Source organism: Haemophilus sp. HN_Hi10, assembly GCF_049821985.1.
Taxonomy (GTDB): Bacteria; Pseudomonadota; Gammaproteobacteria; order Enterobacterales; family Pasteurellaceae; genus Haemophilus; species Haemophilus influenzae_D.
Genome location: NZ_CP187495.1, coordinates 1,225,148 through 1,242,434 on the forward strand (window position 1 = coordinate 1,225,148; position 17,287 = coordinate 1,242,434).

14 protein-coding genes are annotated in these 17,287 nt (G+C 37.1%); 7 read left to right on the top strand and 7 right to left on the bottom strand.

Features of this window, described 5'->3' with window-relative positions:
* Positions 1-74 precede the first annotated feature (74 nt).
* Together ACPT8Q_RS06025 and ACPT8Q_RS06030 are read left to right on the top strand one after the other, a co-directional pair.
* The gene (locus tag ACPT8Q_RS06025) at positions 75-1,430 is read left to right on the top strand and encodes an anti-phage deoxyguanosine triphosphatase (RefSeq protein WP_050949140.1); all 1,356 of its coding nucleotides are present in this window, start codon (positions 75-77) and stop codon (positions 1,428-1,430) included.
* A gap of 93 nt (positions 1,431-1,523) precedes the next feature.
* Positions 1,524-3,467 carry an ABC transporter ATP-binding protein gene (locus ACPT8Q_RS06030; protein WP_061671210.1) on the top strand — a complete coding sequence of 648 codons (1,944 nt, stop codon included), beginning with the start codon at positions 1,524-1,526 and terminating at the stop codon, positions 3,465-3,467.
* An 83-nt stretch (positions 3,468-3,550) separates the two neighbouring features.
* On the opposite strand, the gene ACPT8Q_RS06035 is transcribed toward ACPT8Q_RS06030, so the two are convergent.
* From ACPT8Q_RS06035 to potA, 4 genes are all read right to left on the bottom strand, one after another.
* On the bottom strand, positions 3,551-4,633 hold the full coding sequence (locus ACPT8Q_RS06035) for an extracellular solute-binding protein (protein ID WP_050949276.1): 1,083 nt from the start codon (positions 4,631-4,633) through the stop codon (positions 3,551-3,553).
* Between the two features lie 129 nt (positions 4,634-4,762).
* Positions 4,763-5,533 (bottom strand): spermidine/putrescine ABC transporter permease PotC, encoded by a 771-nt coding sequence (potC, locus tag ACPT8Q_RS06040; protein WP_050949143.1) that lies wholly within the window; start codon positions 5,531-5,533, stop codon positions 4,763-4,765.
* Complete coding sequence (gene potB / locus ACPT8Q_RS06045; RefSeq protein WP_041175343.1) at positions 5,533-6,393, bottom strand: spermidine/putrescine ABC transporter permease PotB; 861 nt, start codon at positions 6,391-6,393, stop codon at positions 5,533-5,535. The genes potC and potB overlap by 1 nt, the downstream gene beginning before the upstream one ends.
* Positions 6,377-7,495, bottom strand: coding sequence for a spermidine/putrescine ABC transporter ATP-binding protein PotA (gene potA, locus ACPT8Q_RS06050; protein ID WP_050949144.1), 1,119 nt, complete (start codon positions 7,493-7,495; stop codon positions 6,377-6,379). The genes potB and potA overlap by 17 nt, the downstream gene beginning before the upstream one ends.
* Before the next feature lie 296 nt (positions 7,496-7,791).
* On the opposite strand from potA, the gene pepT reads away from it, so the two are divergent.
* Positions 7,792-9,030 carry a peptidase T gene (pepT, locus tag ACPT8Q_RS06055; protein WP_050949145.1) on the top strand — a complete coding sequence of 413 codons (1,239 nt, stop codon included), beginning with the start codon at positions 7,792-7,794 and terminating at the stop codon, positions 9,028-9,030.
* A gap of 540 nt (positions 9,031-9,570) precedes the next feature.
* On the opposite strand, the gene ACPT8Q_RS06060 is transcribed toward pepT, so the two are convergent.
* A complete protein-coding gene (locus ACPT8Q_RS06060) occupies positions 9,571-10,053 on the bottom strand; it encodes a Dps family protein (protein WP_050949146.1) in 483 nt (160 codons plus the stop codon).
* 274 nt (positions 10,054-10,327) lie between these two features.
* On the opposite strand from ACPT8Q_RS06060, the gene cdd reads away from it, so the two are divergent.
* The gene (gene cdd / locus ACPT8Q_RS06065) at positions 10,328-11,209 is read left to right on the top strand and encodes a cytidine deaminase (RefSeq protein ID WP_425622257.1); all 882 of its coding nucleotides are present in this window, start codon (positions 10,328-10,330) and stop codon (positions 11,207-11,209) included.
* A 44-nt stretch (positions 11,210-11,253) separates the two neighbouring features.
* Here cdd and cmoB read toward each other — a convergent pair whose 3' ends face one another.
* Both cmoB and putP read right to left on the bottom strand, forming a co-directional pair.
* Positions 11,254-12,219 carry a tRNA 5-methoxyuridine(34)/uridine 5-oxyacetic acid(34) synthase CmoB gene (cmoB, locus tag ACPT8Q_RS06070; protein WP_050949148.1) on the bottom strand — a complete coding sequence of 322 codons (966 nt, stop codon included), beginning with the start codon at positions 12,217-12,219 and terminating at the stop codon, positions 11,254-11,256.
* A complete protein-coding gene (putP, locus tag ACPT8Q_RS06075) occupies positions 12,216-13,730 on the bottom strand; it encodes a sodium/proline symporter PutP (protein WP_050949149.1) in 1,515 nt (504 codons plus the stop codon). The genes cmoB and putP overlap by 4 nt, the downstream gene beginning before the upstream one ends.
* Before the next feature lie 114 nt (positions 13,731-13,844).
* Here putP and rng point away from each other — a divergent pair, with 114 nt between their 5' ends.
* The 3 genes from rng (at position 13,845) to ACPT8Q_RS06090 (ending at position 17,182) form a co-directional block, all read left to right on the top strand.
* Positions 13,845-15,320 carry a ribonuclease G gene (gene rng, locus ACPT8Q_RS06080; protein ID WP_050949150.1) on the top strand — a complete coding sequence of 492 codons (1,476 nt, stop codon included), beginning with the start codon at positions 13,845-13,847 and terminating at the stop codon, positions 15,318-15,320.
* Between the two features lie 303 nt (positions 15,321-15,623).
* A complete protein-coding gene (locus ACPT8Q_RS06085) occupies positions 15,624-15,881 on the top strand; it encodes a hypothetical protein (protein ID WP_061671209.1) in 258 nt (85 codons plus the stop codon).
* Entirely contained in the window at positions 15,878-17,182 is a 1,305-nt protein-coding gene (locus tag ACPT8Q_RS06090; protein WP_230304879.1) for a YadA-like family protein, read from the top strand. Before ACPT8Q_RS06085 ends, ACPT8Q_RS06090 begins: the two co-directional genes overlap by 4 nt.
* The last annotated feature ends 105 nt before the right edge of the window (positions 17,183-17,287 follow it).

Below are 17,287 nucleotides of genomic sequence, written 5' to 3' on the forward strand. Positions count from 1 at the left end.
TTCTAGATAAAGTGCGGTTGTTTTTTACGCTGAATGGTTAGATAATGCAGAAAAACTAAATAAAACAAAGCGATATGAAATTACTTACTGTTAATTCTTCTTGGGCAGAACGTTTTCTACCCGATCCTCCACGCGAAAAAGATAATCGTCCACCATTTCGTCGCGATCGTGGGCGAATTTTACATTCTGCCGCCTTTCGTTGCTTACAAGCGAAAACCCAAATACACGCAATTGGCGAAAATGATTTTTATCGCACTCGCTTAACCCATTCTTTGGAAGTGGCTCAGATTGGCAGTAGTCTAGTTGCTCAGTTGAAATTTGTAGAAACCTTTGAAAGCCTTTCGCAAACATTAAATATTGATAAAAACGAGTTGCAAAAACAATTAAAACCTTTATTGCCAAGTAACGATCTTATTGAGAGTTTGTGTTTTGCTCATGATATTGGGCATCCGCCTTTTGGGCATGGTGGCGAAACGGCATTAAATTATATGATGGCAGAGCTGGGCGGTTTTGAAGGCAATGCACAAACCTTTAGAATTTTAACGAAACTTGAGCCTTACACTGAAAATGCAGGGATGAATTTAACGCGCCGAACACTATTGGGTGTAGTGAAATATCCCGCGTTGTTAGATGTGGCATCGCCTCAATATGCAGAACTTAATTTTTCTCGCAATATTGATCCGCGTTTTGTGCGTATTCACGATTGGATTCCTGGAAAGGGCATTTTCCGCGATGATTTAAAAATGTTTAATTGGTTGCTGGAAAATCTTTCTGAAAATGACCGCACTTTATTTGGGAAATTTAAAAAAGTGCGGGAAAATCCTGCGGAATTTTTACAGACGAGCTTTAAATCTTTGGATTGTAGCATTATGGAATTGGCAGATGATATTGCCTATGGTGTACACGATTTAGAAGATGCCATTGTAACTGGCGTGGTAAATCCACATCAATGGCAAGCAGCACATGCTGAATTAAAACAAATTCCCTCTACTTGGTTGCATAAAAATATTGATTCAATTAGCCAACGACTTTTCTCTGATAAACATTTTGAACGCAAACAAGCGATTGGTGCATTGGTAAACTTTTTTATTACTAATGTGCGGTGGAAATTAACGGCAAATTTTGATGAACCTTTGTTACGTTATAACGCAGAGCTGCCACCTGAAGTGATTGCTGCACTTGGTATATTTAAAAAATTCGTTTGGGATTATGTTATCCGTAATGTGGATACTCAGAGAATTGAGTATAAAGGGCAGAGAATGCTGACAGAAATGTTCCAAATTTTTGAATCTGATCCAGAGCGTTTATTACCAAGAAATACGGCAAATCGTTGGCGTAATGCCCCTGAAGAAAGGAAGAAGCGGATTATTTGCGATTATATTGCAGGCATGTCAGATGCACACGCATTGCGGGTATATCAACAACTTTGATTTAAGAGAGAATCCCATTGAATTGATGGGATTTTTTATGTAAACCGTATAGAATAGTGCGGTTAATTTTCACTGAATTTTTATGGGGCAGTTGTGGCATTAATTAGTTTAACCAATGGATACCTTTCTTTTAGCGATGCACCTTTATTAGATCACGCAGAACTACATATTGAACCGAATGAACGCGTTTGTTTAGTTGGGCGTAACGGCGCAGGTAAATCAACTTTATTGAAAATCATCGCAGGCGATGTGTTGATGGATGATGGCAAAATCCAATACGAAAAAGATCTTGTGGTTTCTCGTTTAGAACAAGACCCACCGCGTAATGCACAAGGCAATATTTTTGATTATGTTGCGGAAGGTGTAGAGCATTTAACGGATTTATTGAAAGAATATCATCATATTTCTGTTCAATTGGAAGAAAATTACAGTGATCAAATTTTAACTCAATTAGAACAGGTTCAAACTAAATTAGAACACGCTGATGGCTGGCGATTTGAAAATAAAATCAATGAAGTGTTGTTAAAACTGGGCTTAAATCCAAACACAAAATTATCCGCACTTTCGGGCGGTTGGTTGCGTAAAGCAGCATTAGCACGCGCATTGGTGTGCGATCCTGATGTGTTACTACTTGATGAACCAACCAACCACTTGGATGTGGAAGCTATTGAATGGTTGGAAAATTTCTTACTTGATTTCCAAGGTAGTATTATATTTATTTCTCATGACCGTTCTTTTATTCGCAAAATGGCAACACGGATTGTGGATTTAGATCGCGGTCAATTGCGGTCTTATCCAGGAAATTACGATTTATATTTAACCACGAAAGAAGAAAATCTACGCGTTGAAGCCTTGCAAAATGAATTATTTGATAAACGTTTTGCACAGGAAGAAGTGTGGATTCGCCAAGGTATCAAGGCTCGCCGTACAAGAAATGAAGGGCGAGTGCGAGCATTAAAAGCGATGCGTGAGGAACGCCGCCAACGCCGTGACGTAATGGGAACAGCCAAATTACAGTTAGATACTTCAAGTCGTTCAGGCAAAATTGTCTTTGAAATGGAAAATGTGAGCTATGAAATCGCAGGAAAAACCTTGTTAAAAGATTTTTCAACAACGATTTTACGTGGAGACAAAATTGCTCTTGTTGGGGCAAATGGCTGTGGGAAAACCACGTTCATTAAATTATTGTTGGGGGAAATTCAACCTACATCTGGCAAAATTCGTTGTGGTACCAAATTAGATATTGCTTATTTTGACCAATATCGAGCTGATTTAGATCCCGAAAAAACCGTGATGGATAATGTGGCAGATGGTAAACAAGATATTGAAGTTAATGGTGTAAAACGCCATGTGCTAGGGTATTTGCAAGATTTCTTGTTCCCACCAAAACGAGCCATGACGCCAGTTAAAGCCTTATCTGGGGGAGAGCGAAATCGTTTATTGCTCGCCAAATTACTGCTTAAACCAAATAATTTATTGATTCTTGACGAACCGACCAATGATCTCGATGTAGAAACATTAGAGCTTTTAGAAGAAATTTTGACTGATTATCAAGGTACATTGTTAATTGTGAGCCACGACCGTCAATTTATTGATAACACTGTGACAGAATGTTATTTATTTGAAGGCGAAGGATGTTTGAATAAGTATGTGGGTGGATTCTTTGATGCTAAACAGCAACAAACCAATTTCTGGGCAAGCAAAGCCGTAGAAGAACAGGCTAAAGCGAAGAAAACTGAATCGCTAAAAGAAGAAAATGCAGTGAAAAATGACCGCACTTCTAAGCCGAAATCCGTGAAACTTTCTTATAAAGAACAACGTGAGTTAGAACAACTTCCACAATTATTGGAAGAGTTGGAAACTAAAATTGCCGAACTTCAAGCTGAAATTGCCGATCCTGCTTTTTTCCAACAATTTCACGATATTACTGATGCTAAATTAAAAGTATTATCGGATGCTGAAGCTGAATTAGAAAAGGCATTTTTACGCTGGGAAGAATTGGAAGAAAAGAAAAATTTGGCTGACGGTAAAGCTTAAAAAAATAACGCCCGAAAGGGCGTTTTTATTTAGAGGAAATATCTCACAGAATTAGATTTTAATTCTGTGCTAATTATGACCGATTATTTTGCAGCTTTTAATTCTTGATAATATTGTTCATAGAATTGAATTGCATCGCCAACGTCATCTTGCCAGTGACTATTTTTTAATACATCAGCTGACGGATAAATCGCTGGATCTTCAGTGATTTCTTTTGGTAATGCTTTTTTCGCTTCAATATTTGAGGTTGGGTAACCGATAGCTAAGGTTAATTTTTCAGCTGTTTTTTTCCCTAACATGTAGTTAATCAGCTTGTGTGCGCCTTCAGAATTTTTAGCTGTTGCAGGAATTGCAAGAGTATCAACCCAAAGTACAGGACCCTCTTTTGGGAATACCATATTTAGAGGTGCTTTTTCTTTTTTAGCAATACGTACCGAACCATTCCATAATTGACCCACTTCCACTTCGCCTGAGATGAACGAGTTAGCTGGGTTATCGGAATTGAAAGAAAGTACATTTGGACGTAATTTCAATAATTCTTCATAGGCTTGTTTGATAATTGCTGGATCTTGAGTATTTGGATCTTGACCAATTTTCAATAAAGCAATGTTGAATACTTCACGTGCATCGTCTAATAACTGAACTTTGTTTGCAAATTCTGGTTTCCATAAGTCTGCCCAAGAAGTGAATTGTTCGCCTTTGTAGGTGTTGGTATTGAATGCAATACCTGGTGCACCTAAAAGTTGTGGAAGAGAGTATTTGTTACCTTTATCATAAGGTTTATTGAGCCAATCAGGATCTAATTCTTTAATAACAGGTAATTTGCTGTGATCAAGTTCTTTTAACATTCCTTCGCGTGCCATTTTGGAAACGAAGTAGTTAGAAGGTGCGATAACATCATAGCCACCAGACTCGCCTTGAGTTTTGAGTTTTGCGTACATTGTTTCGTTTGATTCTAGGCTTGAAACGATAACTTTGATGCCAGTTTCTTTAGTAAACTCATCTAAAAGACCATCTGGTACATATTCAGTCCAAGTGTAGAGATACACAGTGTCATTAGCAGCAGCCGTAGCTTTTGCAGTTTCTTGCTTAGCATCTTTATCGTTGCAAGCGGTTAAAGTTGCAGCTACGAAGCTGGCAGTAATTAAACCTGCAAATTTTTTCATTTTTGTTTGTTCTCCTGTTAAAGAGTCGTAAAAAACCACCTGCCGAATGACAGGCATAAAAAAACGCCTTGATTGTGCGTCAAGGCGTATTCTATTTTAAATTCAAAGGTTTGTGAAACCTTTTGTTAATTAATGGTTATTTTTTCGTGTAATTAGCTGGCTTAAAACGACAAGAGCTAATGAAAGCACGATCATAATCGTTGCTAAAGCATTAACTTCAGGTGTTACACCGGTTTTCACTAGAGAGAATATTCTCAATGGTAAGATTTCATAACTTACACCACTGACAAATGATGAAACCACAACATCATCTAATGAAATAGTGAAACTTAATAACCAACCAGATACAACTGCAGGTAATGCTAAAGGAAGGATAATTTTACGTAAAATGGTCACTTCACTTGCGCCTAAGTCTTTCGCCGCTTCTAACATTCTGGAATCAAAGCCATTTAAGCGAGAGAAGATAGTTACGGTCACATAGGGTAAACAGAAGGTCACATGGGCTAGTAATAAAGACCAGAAACCTAATGAAATACCGACAATCATAAATAACGCAAGTAAAGATACTGCCATTACAATATCTGGAGACATCATAACGACAAATAGCATACCGCTTACTGCTTGTTTACCGCGGAATTTATAGCGGTAAAGTGCGATTGCAGTTAATCCACCTACAATAGTAGCTAGTGTAGCCGCAAAAAATGCAATAGTTACCGAATGAATCGCAGCTTGTATTAAGGTGTCGTTATTAAATAAACGCTCGTACCAATTCCAACTAAAGCCTTTCCAGCTTAAACCATAACGATCTGAATTGAAGGAATTGGTTACCAAGATAATAATTGGGATATACAAATAAGCGTATACCACAAACATAAATGCTTTACGTAGTAAACGACTCATTATTCTAACTCCACTTTCTTATTCAATAGTTTGTTCGCGCGGTAGTACACGAAAATCAACAATGCCATTAGAACAGTTAAACCAATACTGATTGCAGAACCAAATGGCCAGTTACGAGAAATTAAGAATTCGCTCTTAATTACGTTCCCCACTAGTAATACTTTTGCTCCACCAAGTAGGTCTGCTACATAGAACATTCCCATTGCTGGCAATAATACCAATAAACAACCTGCAATAATGCCTGGCATAGTTAATGGTAAAATCACTCGGAAGAAACGTTGGAATGCATTTGCGCCTAAATCTCTTGCAGCCTCTAATAAGCGACCGTCTAATTTTTCAATCGCAGAGTAGAGTGGCAAAATCATAAATGGCAATAGCAAATAAACTAATCCAATGATTACCGCAATTTCAGTATTCAAAATGCGAACGGGTTCACTCAAAATTCCCATGTCTATCAACATGGTGTTAAGCACACCTTTCACACCGAGAAACACTTTCATTCCATAAATACGAACCAATGAGTTTGTCCAGAATGGTAAAACCACAAGGAACAATAAGAGCGGTCGATATTTAGGATGAATTTTGCTCATCATAAAAGCAAATGGATAACCTATTAGTAAGCAAATAATGGTGGCGATGCCCGACATAGACAATGAATTCCACACAACTTGTGCATAAAGTGGATTAAACAAGTTTGTATAGTTTTCAACAGTAATTGGGAACGCATAAAAGTTGCTACCGTCTCGAGTCAGAAAACTGACGGCGAATACCAACAAGTTTGGAATCAACACAAAGAAAATGAGCCAACTGAAGATAATCGCAACAGTAATTTTCTGGAATTTATTATTGATTATCTTCATCGTTGAGAACAACCTCCCAGCCCTCATGCCATGTAATGCCTACGCGCTGACCTACGCTATGATCCATATATGGATCGTCTTCATTAAAGAATTCACTTACAAGGACACGCATTCCGTTATGATCAAACTCTACCGTTGATTCTAATGTCATTCCTTTATAAGTGCGGTCAATAATATGACCGATAATCGCTTTAGAATGTTCATTTTCATCTAATTCTTCAATCACAATATCTTCAGGGCGAAGGAGTACTTGAAGTTTTTGCTCTTTCTCAACAGGCATGTCTGTGTAAATATCACAAACTCGACCTTCAACATTCGCCAGTACAACTTGTTCTGATTTACGTTCAATCACAGTGGCTTCAAATACGTTAATTTCGCCAATGAAACGAGCAACGAATAAGTTCGCTGGATCTTCATAGATTTCACGTGGAGAACCATCTTGTGCGATTTTACCTTTACGCAATAATACGATACGATCAGACATTGTAATCGCTTCTTCTTGATCGTGTGTGACGAAAATAAAGGTAATGCCAAGCTGACGTTGTAACATTTTGAGCTCTTGTTGCATTTGTTTACGCAATTTGTAATCTAATGCAGATAAAGACTCATCAAGTAACAACACTTTTGGTTTATTTACTACGGCACGAGCGATAGCAATACGTTGTTGTTGTCCGCCAGAAAGTTGAGTTGGCTTACGATCAGCCATTTCTTCTAACTGTACCATACGCAAGGCTTCTAAAACACGCGGTTTAATTTCCTCGTTTGGTACTTTTTGCATACGCAAACCGAAAGCTACGTTCTCAAAAATTGTCATATGTGGAAATAGCGCATAGCTTTGGAATACTGTATTAATATGACGTTTTTCCGCTGGCACATTGGTAATATCTTCGCCATCTAAAATAATGCTACCTGAATCCAATTCTTCTAAGCCTGCAAGTAAGCGTAAAACTGTGGTCTTACCACAGCCTGAGGGGCCAAGAATAGTGACAAATTCACCGTTATTAATTGTAAGATTGAAATCGTTAATAATAGTGTTAGAACCATAGGATTTTTTGATTGAACGAAGCTCAATAATAGGCTTGTTTTGAAGCTGATTTTCCACTAGCTTTGGTTTTCTCCCTAATTTCACCAATGATTTGGTACTGAGTAGAAATAAAACCTGCAAGACTGCAGGGGCGACATATAAAAATAGACGCCTATGATATAGTGAATTGTTAATAATTAAAAGGACTTAATGCCTTAGAAAGTAAAAAAACTGCCATTCATAAAAATAACGAGAAATTTAACCGCACTTTCGATGTATTTTACTTCGTTAATTTTATAAATATTGTTATATATCAAGATGTTTTCTATTTTTCTCGTTAAACTAAAAAAGATATTTTTAAAAGGAGCGAGAATATGATTTCTCAAACAGATAAAACAGAACTTTTAGAACGATTTTTACATTATGTGTCTTTTGACACCCAATCAAAACCTCATGCTAAGCATTCCCCTAGCTCAGTTGGACAAATGAAGTTAGCCATGCAGTTGCAAAAAGAGCTCACCCAACTTGGTTTAGAGAATGTTGAAGTAAGTAAATACGCGGTGGTGACAGCATTTTTACCCGCTAATGATCCTAACTTAACGAAAACCATCGGTTTAATTGCGCATCTTGATACGTCTCCGCAATGTAGAGGCAAAAATGTACGCCCCGAAGTGATAGAGCAATATCGTGGCGGAGATATTGCATTAGGTATTGGCGAGGAGTTTATTAGCCCTGTTTATTATTCTTTTATGCAAAAATTGGTAGGACAAACGCTTATTGTTGCCGATGGAACCACTTTGCTTGGGGCGGATAATAAAGCGGGAATTGCAGAAATTATGACCGCACTTTCCATTCTTCAAAAAGAGAATATTCCTCATTGCAATATTCGTGTTGCTTTTACGCCTGATGAAGAAATTGGTTTGGGAATCCATTATTTCCCAATGGAAAAGTTTTCCTGTGATTGGGCATATACTATTGATGGGGGAGAAGTAGGGGAATTAGAATACGAAAACTTTAATGCAGCAACGGCAAAAGTGCGGTTTTTCGGGCGAAATATTCACACAGGTTATGCAAAAGGAAAAATGCTGAATGCACTGACTTTAGCTTGTGAGTTCCAGCAAATTTTTCCTGTTGATGAAGTACCAGAAAAAACGGATGGGAAAGCGGGCTTTTATCATTTAGAAGATTTTTCTGGCGATATTGAGCAAGTAGATCTCACTTATTTGATTCGTGATTTTGATGAGCAGAATTTCGCACAAAGAAAAGCTTTTATTAAAAGTCAGGTGGAAAAATTTAATGCTAAAAAAGGTTTGAAAAAGCCTATTGAGTTAGAAATTCAAGATAGCTACCAAAATATGTATGATGTGGTAAAAAACGTTCCTCAATCAATTGAACTTGCTGATCGCGCAATGAAAGCGGTGGGAATTAAACCAAATCATAAGCCGATTCGAGGTGGTACAGATGGGGCATTTTTAGCATCTGAGGGTTTAGCATGCCCAAATATTTTCACGGGTGGTTATAATTTCCATAGTAAACACGAATTGGTTTCTTTACAAGGCATGGAAAAGACGGTTCAAGTAATTATCGAAATGCTGAAATGTAAAGATTTGTAAAGAAATGTAAAGATTTTTCTTGCTATTTTTTACAAAGCCAATATAATGGTGGCGTTTTATCAAGATTCCTTTGATAAGCTAAACTTTAAAGATTTTATTCATAAATTCCTTTTTGATGCCCCTAATTATTTAGGGGCTTTTTTTATCTAATTGGACAAGAAATAATAAAATAGCTAACAAATTTAATATTTCTTCATTTTAAATTATTTTTATCGTATTAATTTAAGTCTAAATTCTCAAGAATATATTTTATCAACTAAAAATAGTTAATAATCACAATTTTTAACGCTCTACAATATTTATTTCTATAGATTTATTTACTGATTTAAAAAACGTTAAATTTAGTGGCTAAATTGACTAAATTAGTTTAAAGAGGTCGCTGTGAAGAATAGGTATAAGAGTTTCCTATTCTAAATAGGAAACTCTTACTTTTGAGGTAATTTGTTAGATCAAGTTTGATCTTAGACAAATTAAATTTATCTAACTTTATTGAGTTAGATTGATTGCAGGTTAGTTTTCGTTAGCGTTGAAATTTATTCATTAAGCGTGACAAGTTTGGCAAGCTGCTTGGAACATCCATACCAATTTTTCTTGTTCTTTAATGTAGTCACTCATTTGTGATGCAGTACCTTCATCATTAGCATTATTTGCAAAAGAAAGAATTTCACGTTGTTGATCTAGCAATGTTTTTAGACCTTGTAATGTACCTGATAAACACTCTTGTGCGTTACTTACTGCAATATCTTCTTTAATTCGAGATATTTTTAAGTATTGGCTGTAAGCATTATTTGGTGTGTAACCTAAAGTTAAAATACGTTCAGCCACTTCATCAACTCTAGCAATTAAATTAGTATAAATTTCTTCAAATTTTGCGTGTAATGCAAAGAAGTTTACACCTTTAATGTTCCAGTGATAGCCTCGCACATTAGTATAGAAAACTTGGTAGGTTGCAAGTAATTCGTTAAGTTTATTGGCTAATTCTGCTGACTGAACTTTATCTAGTCCGATTGATGTTTTTGACATAATAATTTCCTTTTTCTAGTTAAATAATTGAGCTAACGCCCTCCCTTTGGTATGGGTATTATACGTTTCTATAATTTGCAGTGAAATTGTTCTATTCAATATAATTGATAGCCTTAGCCTTATTTGTTAATAAATTGTAATAAATAAAAACTATCAAAATAAGTGATCAAGATCACAGTTTTAATGAATATTTAATCAAACTATCGCGGCTAACAGTAAATTTTGATTTAATAAGTACAGTTATAATTTTTAATATTTTTTCTAAGGATATGTTATGCAAGAACTTATTAAGCACGCCTTGCCACAAGATGATGCACTCAATCAAGCTATTGTGAATGAACTTCGTTCACAAAGTTGGGCTGGTTTTTTAAATTATTCCCAAGTGCAACTGCTTTGTCGTAATTTTGAACTTACATCACTAAAATTAGCTATGCACTTGTTGCCACTTGCCGCAAGTTATAGTCATACTGCTATTTCTCATTTTAATGTGGGGGCAGTTGCTATTGGCGAACAAGGGGATTTTTATTTTGGTGCGAATCAAGAATTTGCTAATTCAGCCATTCAGCAAACGATTCACGCGGAACAAAGTGCAATTTCTCACGCTTGGTTGCGTAATGAACGCCGTATTTCAGATATGGTAGTCAATTATACGCCGTGCGGGCATTGTCGTCAATTTATGAATGAATTGCACGGTGCTGAAAAAATTTCAATTCATTTGCCGCATAGTCAAAATAATCCATTACATTCTTATTTACCAGATGCTTTTGGACCGAAAGATCTCGATATTGCGGCGCATCTTTTGGCGGAAGAAAATCATCATTTAGTTGCAGATCATCAAGATGATTTGGTTAATCGAGCTATTTTGGCTGCAAATCAATCTCATTGTCCTTATTCAAATAGTCCGCACGGCATTGCGATTTTATTTAAAAATGGTGATGTGGTGACAGGACGTTATGCAGAAAACGCCGCATTTAATCCGAGTTTGCCAGCGTTGCAAACCGCACTTAATTTTGCGTATTTAAATGATAAAAAATTGAGTGATATTGAACGAATAGTGATGGCTGAAAAAGCATTAAAACTTAGCCATAAAACGATGGCTGAAACCTTATTATCCACATTAACTTCAGTAGAATTAGAGTATTATTATTCGTTGTAAATATGAAACGCGAGTAAAATAAAAAAGGGAATAATTTCCCTTTTTTATTTATTCGCTAAAATTACCGCTCTTTTCGGTGCTTGATAACCTTCAATGGTTTTACTGTGATCATTTGGATCTAAGAAATCAATTAGACTTTCATTTTCCAACCAATCAGTTTTACGCTGTTCTTCTAATGTAGTTGTCGCTACATCAACACAACGTACGTTGGTAAAGCCAGCTTTTTCTAGCCAGTTGATTAGTGCGGCGACAGAGGGGATAAAATAAACATTTTTCATTTTTGCATAGCGATCTGCTGGTACGAGTACAGTATTTACATCGCCATCCACCACTAAGGTTTCTAATACCAATTCGCCACCTTTTACCAATTGATTTTTCAACTGGCTTAAATGATCTAATGGGGATTTACGATGATAGAGTACGCCCATTGAAAATACAGTATCAAATGCCGCTAATGGTTGCATTTGCTCAATACCAAGTGGGATAAGATTTGCTCGACGATCATTATTAAGCAGCTTGCGTACGGCTTCAAATTGGCAAAGGAAAAGCTCGGTAGGATCAATCCCCACCACCATTTTTGCGCCTTCGCCTACCATTCTCCACATATGATAACCGCTGCCACAGCCCACATCTAAAATAGTGCGACCTTGCAAGGGCGATAAGTGAGGAAGAACACGATCCCATTTAAAATCTGAACGCCATTCACAATCAATATGAATGCTAAAAAGATGATAAGGCCCTTTTCGCCACGGCATTAATTGCTTTAAATGATGGATAATTCGTTGTTTTTCTCCTGTTGAAAGGGGAAAAGTGCGGTCAGATTTCACCGCACTTTTTAGATCGATTTCGTCAGCTTGTAAATCAGGCAAAAAATCAACAATTTTGCGCCATTTCGCATAATCAGCGTGAGTTTGATTTTCCCACTCTTTTAATTGGCGCGGTAAGGTTTCTAACCAGTCTGATAAATTTGTGGTCGCAATTTGTTGATAAAAAGGGCGAAAGTCGATCATTTTGCTTCCTTATAAGCCTTTTCTGCTTTATCAAAGGTATTAAGAATATCTTGTTCTGGTTTATTGGAAAGTAATGAAATAACAATAATTGCAAGGCTGGCGAAGGCAAACCCCGGGATCATTTCATATACTTTAAACCAATCGGTATCAGTTGGAATAATTTCTTTCCATGCAAATACTGTCACTGCGCCTACCAGCATACCTGCCATCGCGCCCGATGATGTCATTCGTTTCCAGAAAAGAGAGAAAAGTACAACAGGGCCAAATGCACTACCAAAACCAGCCCAAGCGAATTCTACAAGTTTTAATACTTTGCTGTTTTCATCTTGTGCGATCCAGATAGCAAATGCAGCAATCACTAAGACCATTATTCTGCCAAGCCATACGAGCTCTTTTTCTGAAGCCTTAGGGCGAATAAAACCTTTGTAGAAATCTTCAGTGATTGAGCTTGAAGAAATTAATAATTGCGCACTTAATGTACTCATTACAGCGGCTAAAATAGCTGAAAGTAATATACCTGCGATCCAAGGATTAAATAAAAGTTTAGCTAATTCAATAAAAACCTGTTCTGGTTCGCGATTAACTGTGCCTGCAATAGCTGGATTTGCAAAGAAATACGGAATAGCGAATAAGCCAATGCCAATTGCACCTCCTAAGCAAAGCACCATCCAAGCCATACTAAGACGACGAGCTTTGATAAGTGATTTGACAGAATCTGCAGCCATAAAGCGCGCTAAAATATGCGGTTGCCCGAAATAGCCTAATCCCCAAGCGGCAAGGCTTAATAAACCAAGTGGTGTGGTAGAAGTAAATAAATCCGTGAAATCTTTATTTACTGCAGCCTCAGCTTGTTCTAATACGGCGGAAAATTGAGCGGTATCAGTGAAACTTAATAACACAAAAACAGGGGTTAAAATTAATGCAAAAATCATTAATGTCGCTTGAATGGTATCTGTCCAGCTTACCGCAAGGAAACCTCCGATGAACGTGTAAGCAATGGTTGCCGCTGCGCCGTACCAAAGTGCGGTGGAATATTCCACAGAAAATATATTTTGGAATAATTTTGCACCTGCCACGACACCTGAAGCACAATAAATAGTAAAAAACACTAAGATAATCGTAGCAGAAACAAGTTTTAATAATTTGTGTGATGAACCAAAACGATTATGAAAATATTCTGGGAGAGTGAGGGCATTATTATTTAATTCTGTATAAACACGCAAACGACCAGCCACTAAAAGCCAGTTAAAATAAGCCCCGATAGTTAAACCAATAGCAATCCAGCCTTCAACTAAGCCTGATAAATATACCGCACCCGGTAAGCCCATTAAAAGCCAACCAGACATATCTGACGCACCTGCTGACATTGCGGTGACAAAGCTGCCTAAACGACGTCCACCGAGAATGTAATCTGATAAATTATTCGTGTAATAATAGGCGAGTACGCCAATTAGTAACATTCCGAAAATATAAATAGTAAAAGTAATAAGAGTTGGGTCGAATCCAAACATTATATCAGTCCAAAATGGGTTAAAATTTCAGAAAGGGTGCATTTTACCTTATTTCGGGCTATTATTCTATTTAGACTAAATATTTGATGAAATTTAAGAAATTAGGAATATAAAATGGATGCTGTCGAGTTATTGATGAACGTAACGCCTAACGAAACACGCATTGCGCTAGTCGAAACAGGAATGTTGCGCGAAGTGCATATTGAACGCCAAGCCAAACGAGGAATTGTCGGAAATATTTATAAAGGTCGTGTCACTCGAGTGCTACCGGGAATGCAATCTGCTTTTGTTGATATTGGTTTGGAAAAAGCCGCTTTTTTACACGCCGCTGACATTGTATCTCACACGGAATGTGTAGATGAAAATGAACAAAAGCAATTTAAAGTTAAGAGCATTTCAGAATTAGTACGAGAAGGGCAGGATATTGTAGTACAAGTGGTGAAAGATCCGCTAGGCACAAAAGGCGCGCGTTTAACAACAGACATCACATTGCCATCACGTTATCTTGTTTTTATGCCAGAAAATAGCCACGTAGGCGTTTCACAACGTATTGAAAGCGAAGAAGAACGCGCCCGTTTAAAAGCATTAGTTGAACCATTTTGTGATGAACTTGGCGGTTTCATTATTCGTACCGCCACAGAAGGAGCAAGCGAAGAAGAATTACGTCAAGATGCTGAATTTTTAAAACGCTTATGGCGTAAAGTCTTAGAGCGTAAATCTAAATATCCAACCAAATCAAAAATTTACGGAGAGCCAGCTCTACCACAACGCATTTTGCGCGATTTTATCGGTACAAACTTAGAAAAAATTCGTATCGACTCTAAACTTTGCTTTGGCGAAGTGAAAGAGTTTACCGATGAATTTATGCCTGAACTAAGCGATAAACTTGTGCTTTATTCTGGCAACCAACCTATCTTTGATGTGTATGGAGTTGAAAATGCGATCCAAACAGCGCTAGATAAACGTGTTAATCTCAAATCGGGTGGCTATTTAATTATCGAGCAAACGGAAGCCATGACCACCATTGATATTAATACAGGTGCATTTGTAGGGCATCGTAATCTAGAAGAAACCATCTTCAATACCAATATTGAAGCAACTAAAGCCATCGCGCAGCAACTCCAACTACGTAATCTTGGCGGCATTATCATTATTGATTTTATTGATATGCAAACAGATGAGCACCGCAATCGAGTACTAGAATCTTTATGTGATGTGCTTTCTAAAGATCGCGTGAAAACCAATGTGAATGGGTTTACGCAATTAGGTCTTGTAGAAATGACCCGTAAAAGAACTCGTGAAAGTCTTGAACACGTGCTATGTGATGAATGTCCAACGTGCCATGGCCGCGGTCGAGTGAAAACTGTTGAGACTGTTTGCTACGAAATTATGCGTGAAATTATTCGGGTTTATCATTTATTCAGCAGCGAACAATTTGTTGTTTATGCCTCGCCAGCGGTTTCCGAATATCTGATTAATGAAGAATCTCACGGTTTGCTACCAGAAGTGGAAATGTTTATTGGCAAACGCGTTCAAGTGAAAACTGAGCAATTTTATAATCAAGAACAGTTTGATGTGGTTGTTATGTAAATGCTGCTTCAAAAAAGTGCGGTAAAAATTTTTAAGATTTTCACCGCACTTTTTATGTATAAAAACAATATTTCCTTTATATCTTAATCTATATGACGTAAAATTGAGTATCTTTTATTTAATACAGTGAGGATCTAAATATGTTTTTATATAATTCTGTAAACAAACAATACTAGTCTTTTCTTCCCATCTTGTACAATAACTACAGCTCTCTCCATTATTGGTGGAATATTCACTAATCCAGCTTTAGCAGATACTTCTCTCCCTGCCACTTCAAATACTAACTTCTCAGAAAATTTTGGAATGAAAGATATTAGTACATCTGATAGTACGAGCAATAACAATATCATTATCGGTAATTTAAAAACTAATAAAATTAATGATGTTAAAGGTACTGATACTTCTAATCCTAATCCTAAATTATCTCACGCAACTAATAATTTAATCGTTGGCGATAACAACACTTTAACGGGTAATAGTACGGTAGTTGTAGGGCTTAGTAATAATGCAACAGGCATTTCTTATGGTGGGGTAATGGTAATTTACAGGTTTATGGTTTGAGTAATACAGTAAAAGGTGCTTCAAGCCAGGTGTTTGGGCAAGGAAATGAAGTGTATGGTGTCTATCACACTGTGTCTGGTTATGGTAATAATGTAGGCAAATCTAGTGATGGTATAAGTGATAATCGCTACAATGTAGTATCTAGTTATAAAAATAAGGTGGAAGGTAGTCATAATGTTGTGTTGGGCGAAATGAATGAAGCGAAGAAAGCTGATAATACTGCGGTAGCTCATACAGTGGCGTTAGGCTATCACGCGAAAACACTTGGAAATGATGCGGTGGCAATTGGCAAGAAAACCGAAGCAAATATTGGTTCTACGGCAATTGGTGGAAACGCAAATGCTACAGGTAATTATTCGGTTGCTTTAGGGAAAGAAAGTGAGGCATCGAAAAGCTATACAGTAGCAATTGGTAAGGGGGCAAAAGCCTTAAAATCATCAGCCGTAGCTCTTGGAGATGGTGCAAAAGCTGAACACAGTAACAGCGTTGCATTAGGTTCTGACGCACAAACAACAAGATCGAATGAAGTTTCTGTGGGTAAGGTTGGCACTGAAAGATACATTGCCAATGTAAAAACAGCCGAAAAAGACACTGACGCAGTAAATAAAAAACAAATGGATGATGGCGATAAAGCCACATTGGCAAGTGCTAAATTATTTACTGTTGGAAAAATTGTTTCAGAAGCACTTAAACGTGAAGCAGGCGATGCAAAAACTTTAGCAGATGCAAAACAATATACCGACAATAAATTCAGTCCATTAAATACAAAAGTGACAGGTATCGAAACTAAAATAACTGCAACAGAGGGTAAACTTACTCAAATTGAAGATAAAGTTACTGATGTAGAAACTAAAGTTGCTGGTGTGGATAGCAAAATTGTTCAAGCAAAAAATGAAGTGGTTTCACAAATTACAGCAGAAGTTGCTAACCGTGAAGCAGGAGATACACAAACTTTACAAACTGCAAATCAATATACCGATCTCAAATTAGGCACATTGCAAACGCAAGTGCATAATTTACAATCAGATTTTAACGAGTTAAATGGCAAACTTGGTAAGTTAGACAGCAAATTAGAACGTGGCTTGGCTGCAGCTAACGCGCTTTCTGGTTTAGTGTTGCCACAAGCGATTGGAAAAGCGATTTTTTCTGCTGCAGTGGGTGGTTATGGTAGCCGTAATGCGGTGGCGATTGGCGTAGGTTACACACCAAAAGAAAATATCACATTAAAAAGCGGTATCGCCGTGAATGCAGGCAAAAACAGTAAAATTTTCTATCAAATGGGAGCTGGCTGGGTTTGGTAAGGATAAAACAACCAATCTGATCGGATAAATTAGTATCTAAAACGAGCATTTTCTGTTTAGCATCAAGTTAAATCGAAAATGCTCGTTTTTTATCCTAATTATTCT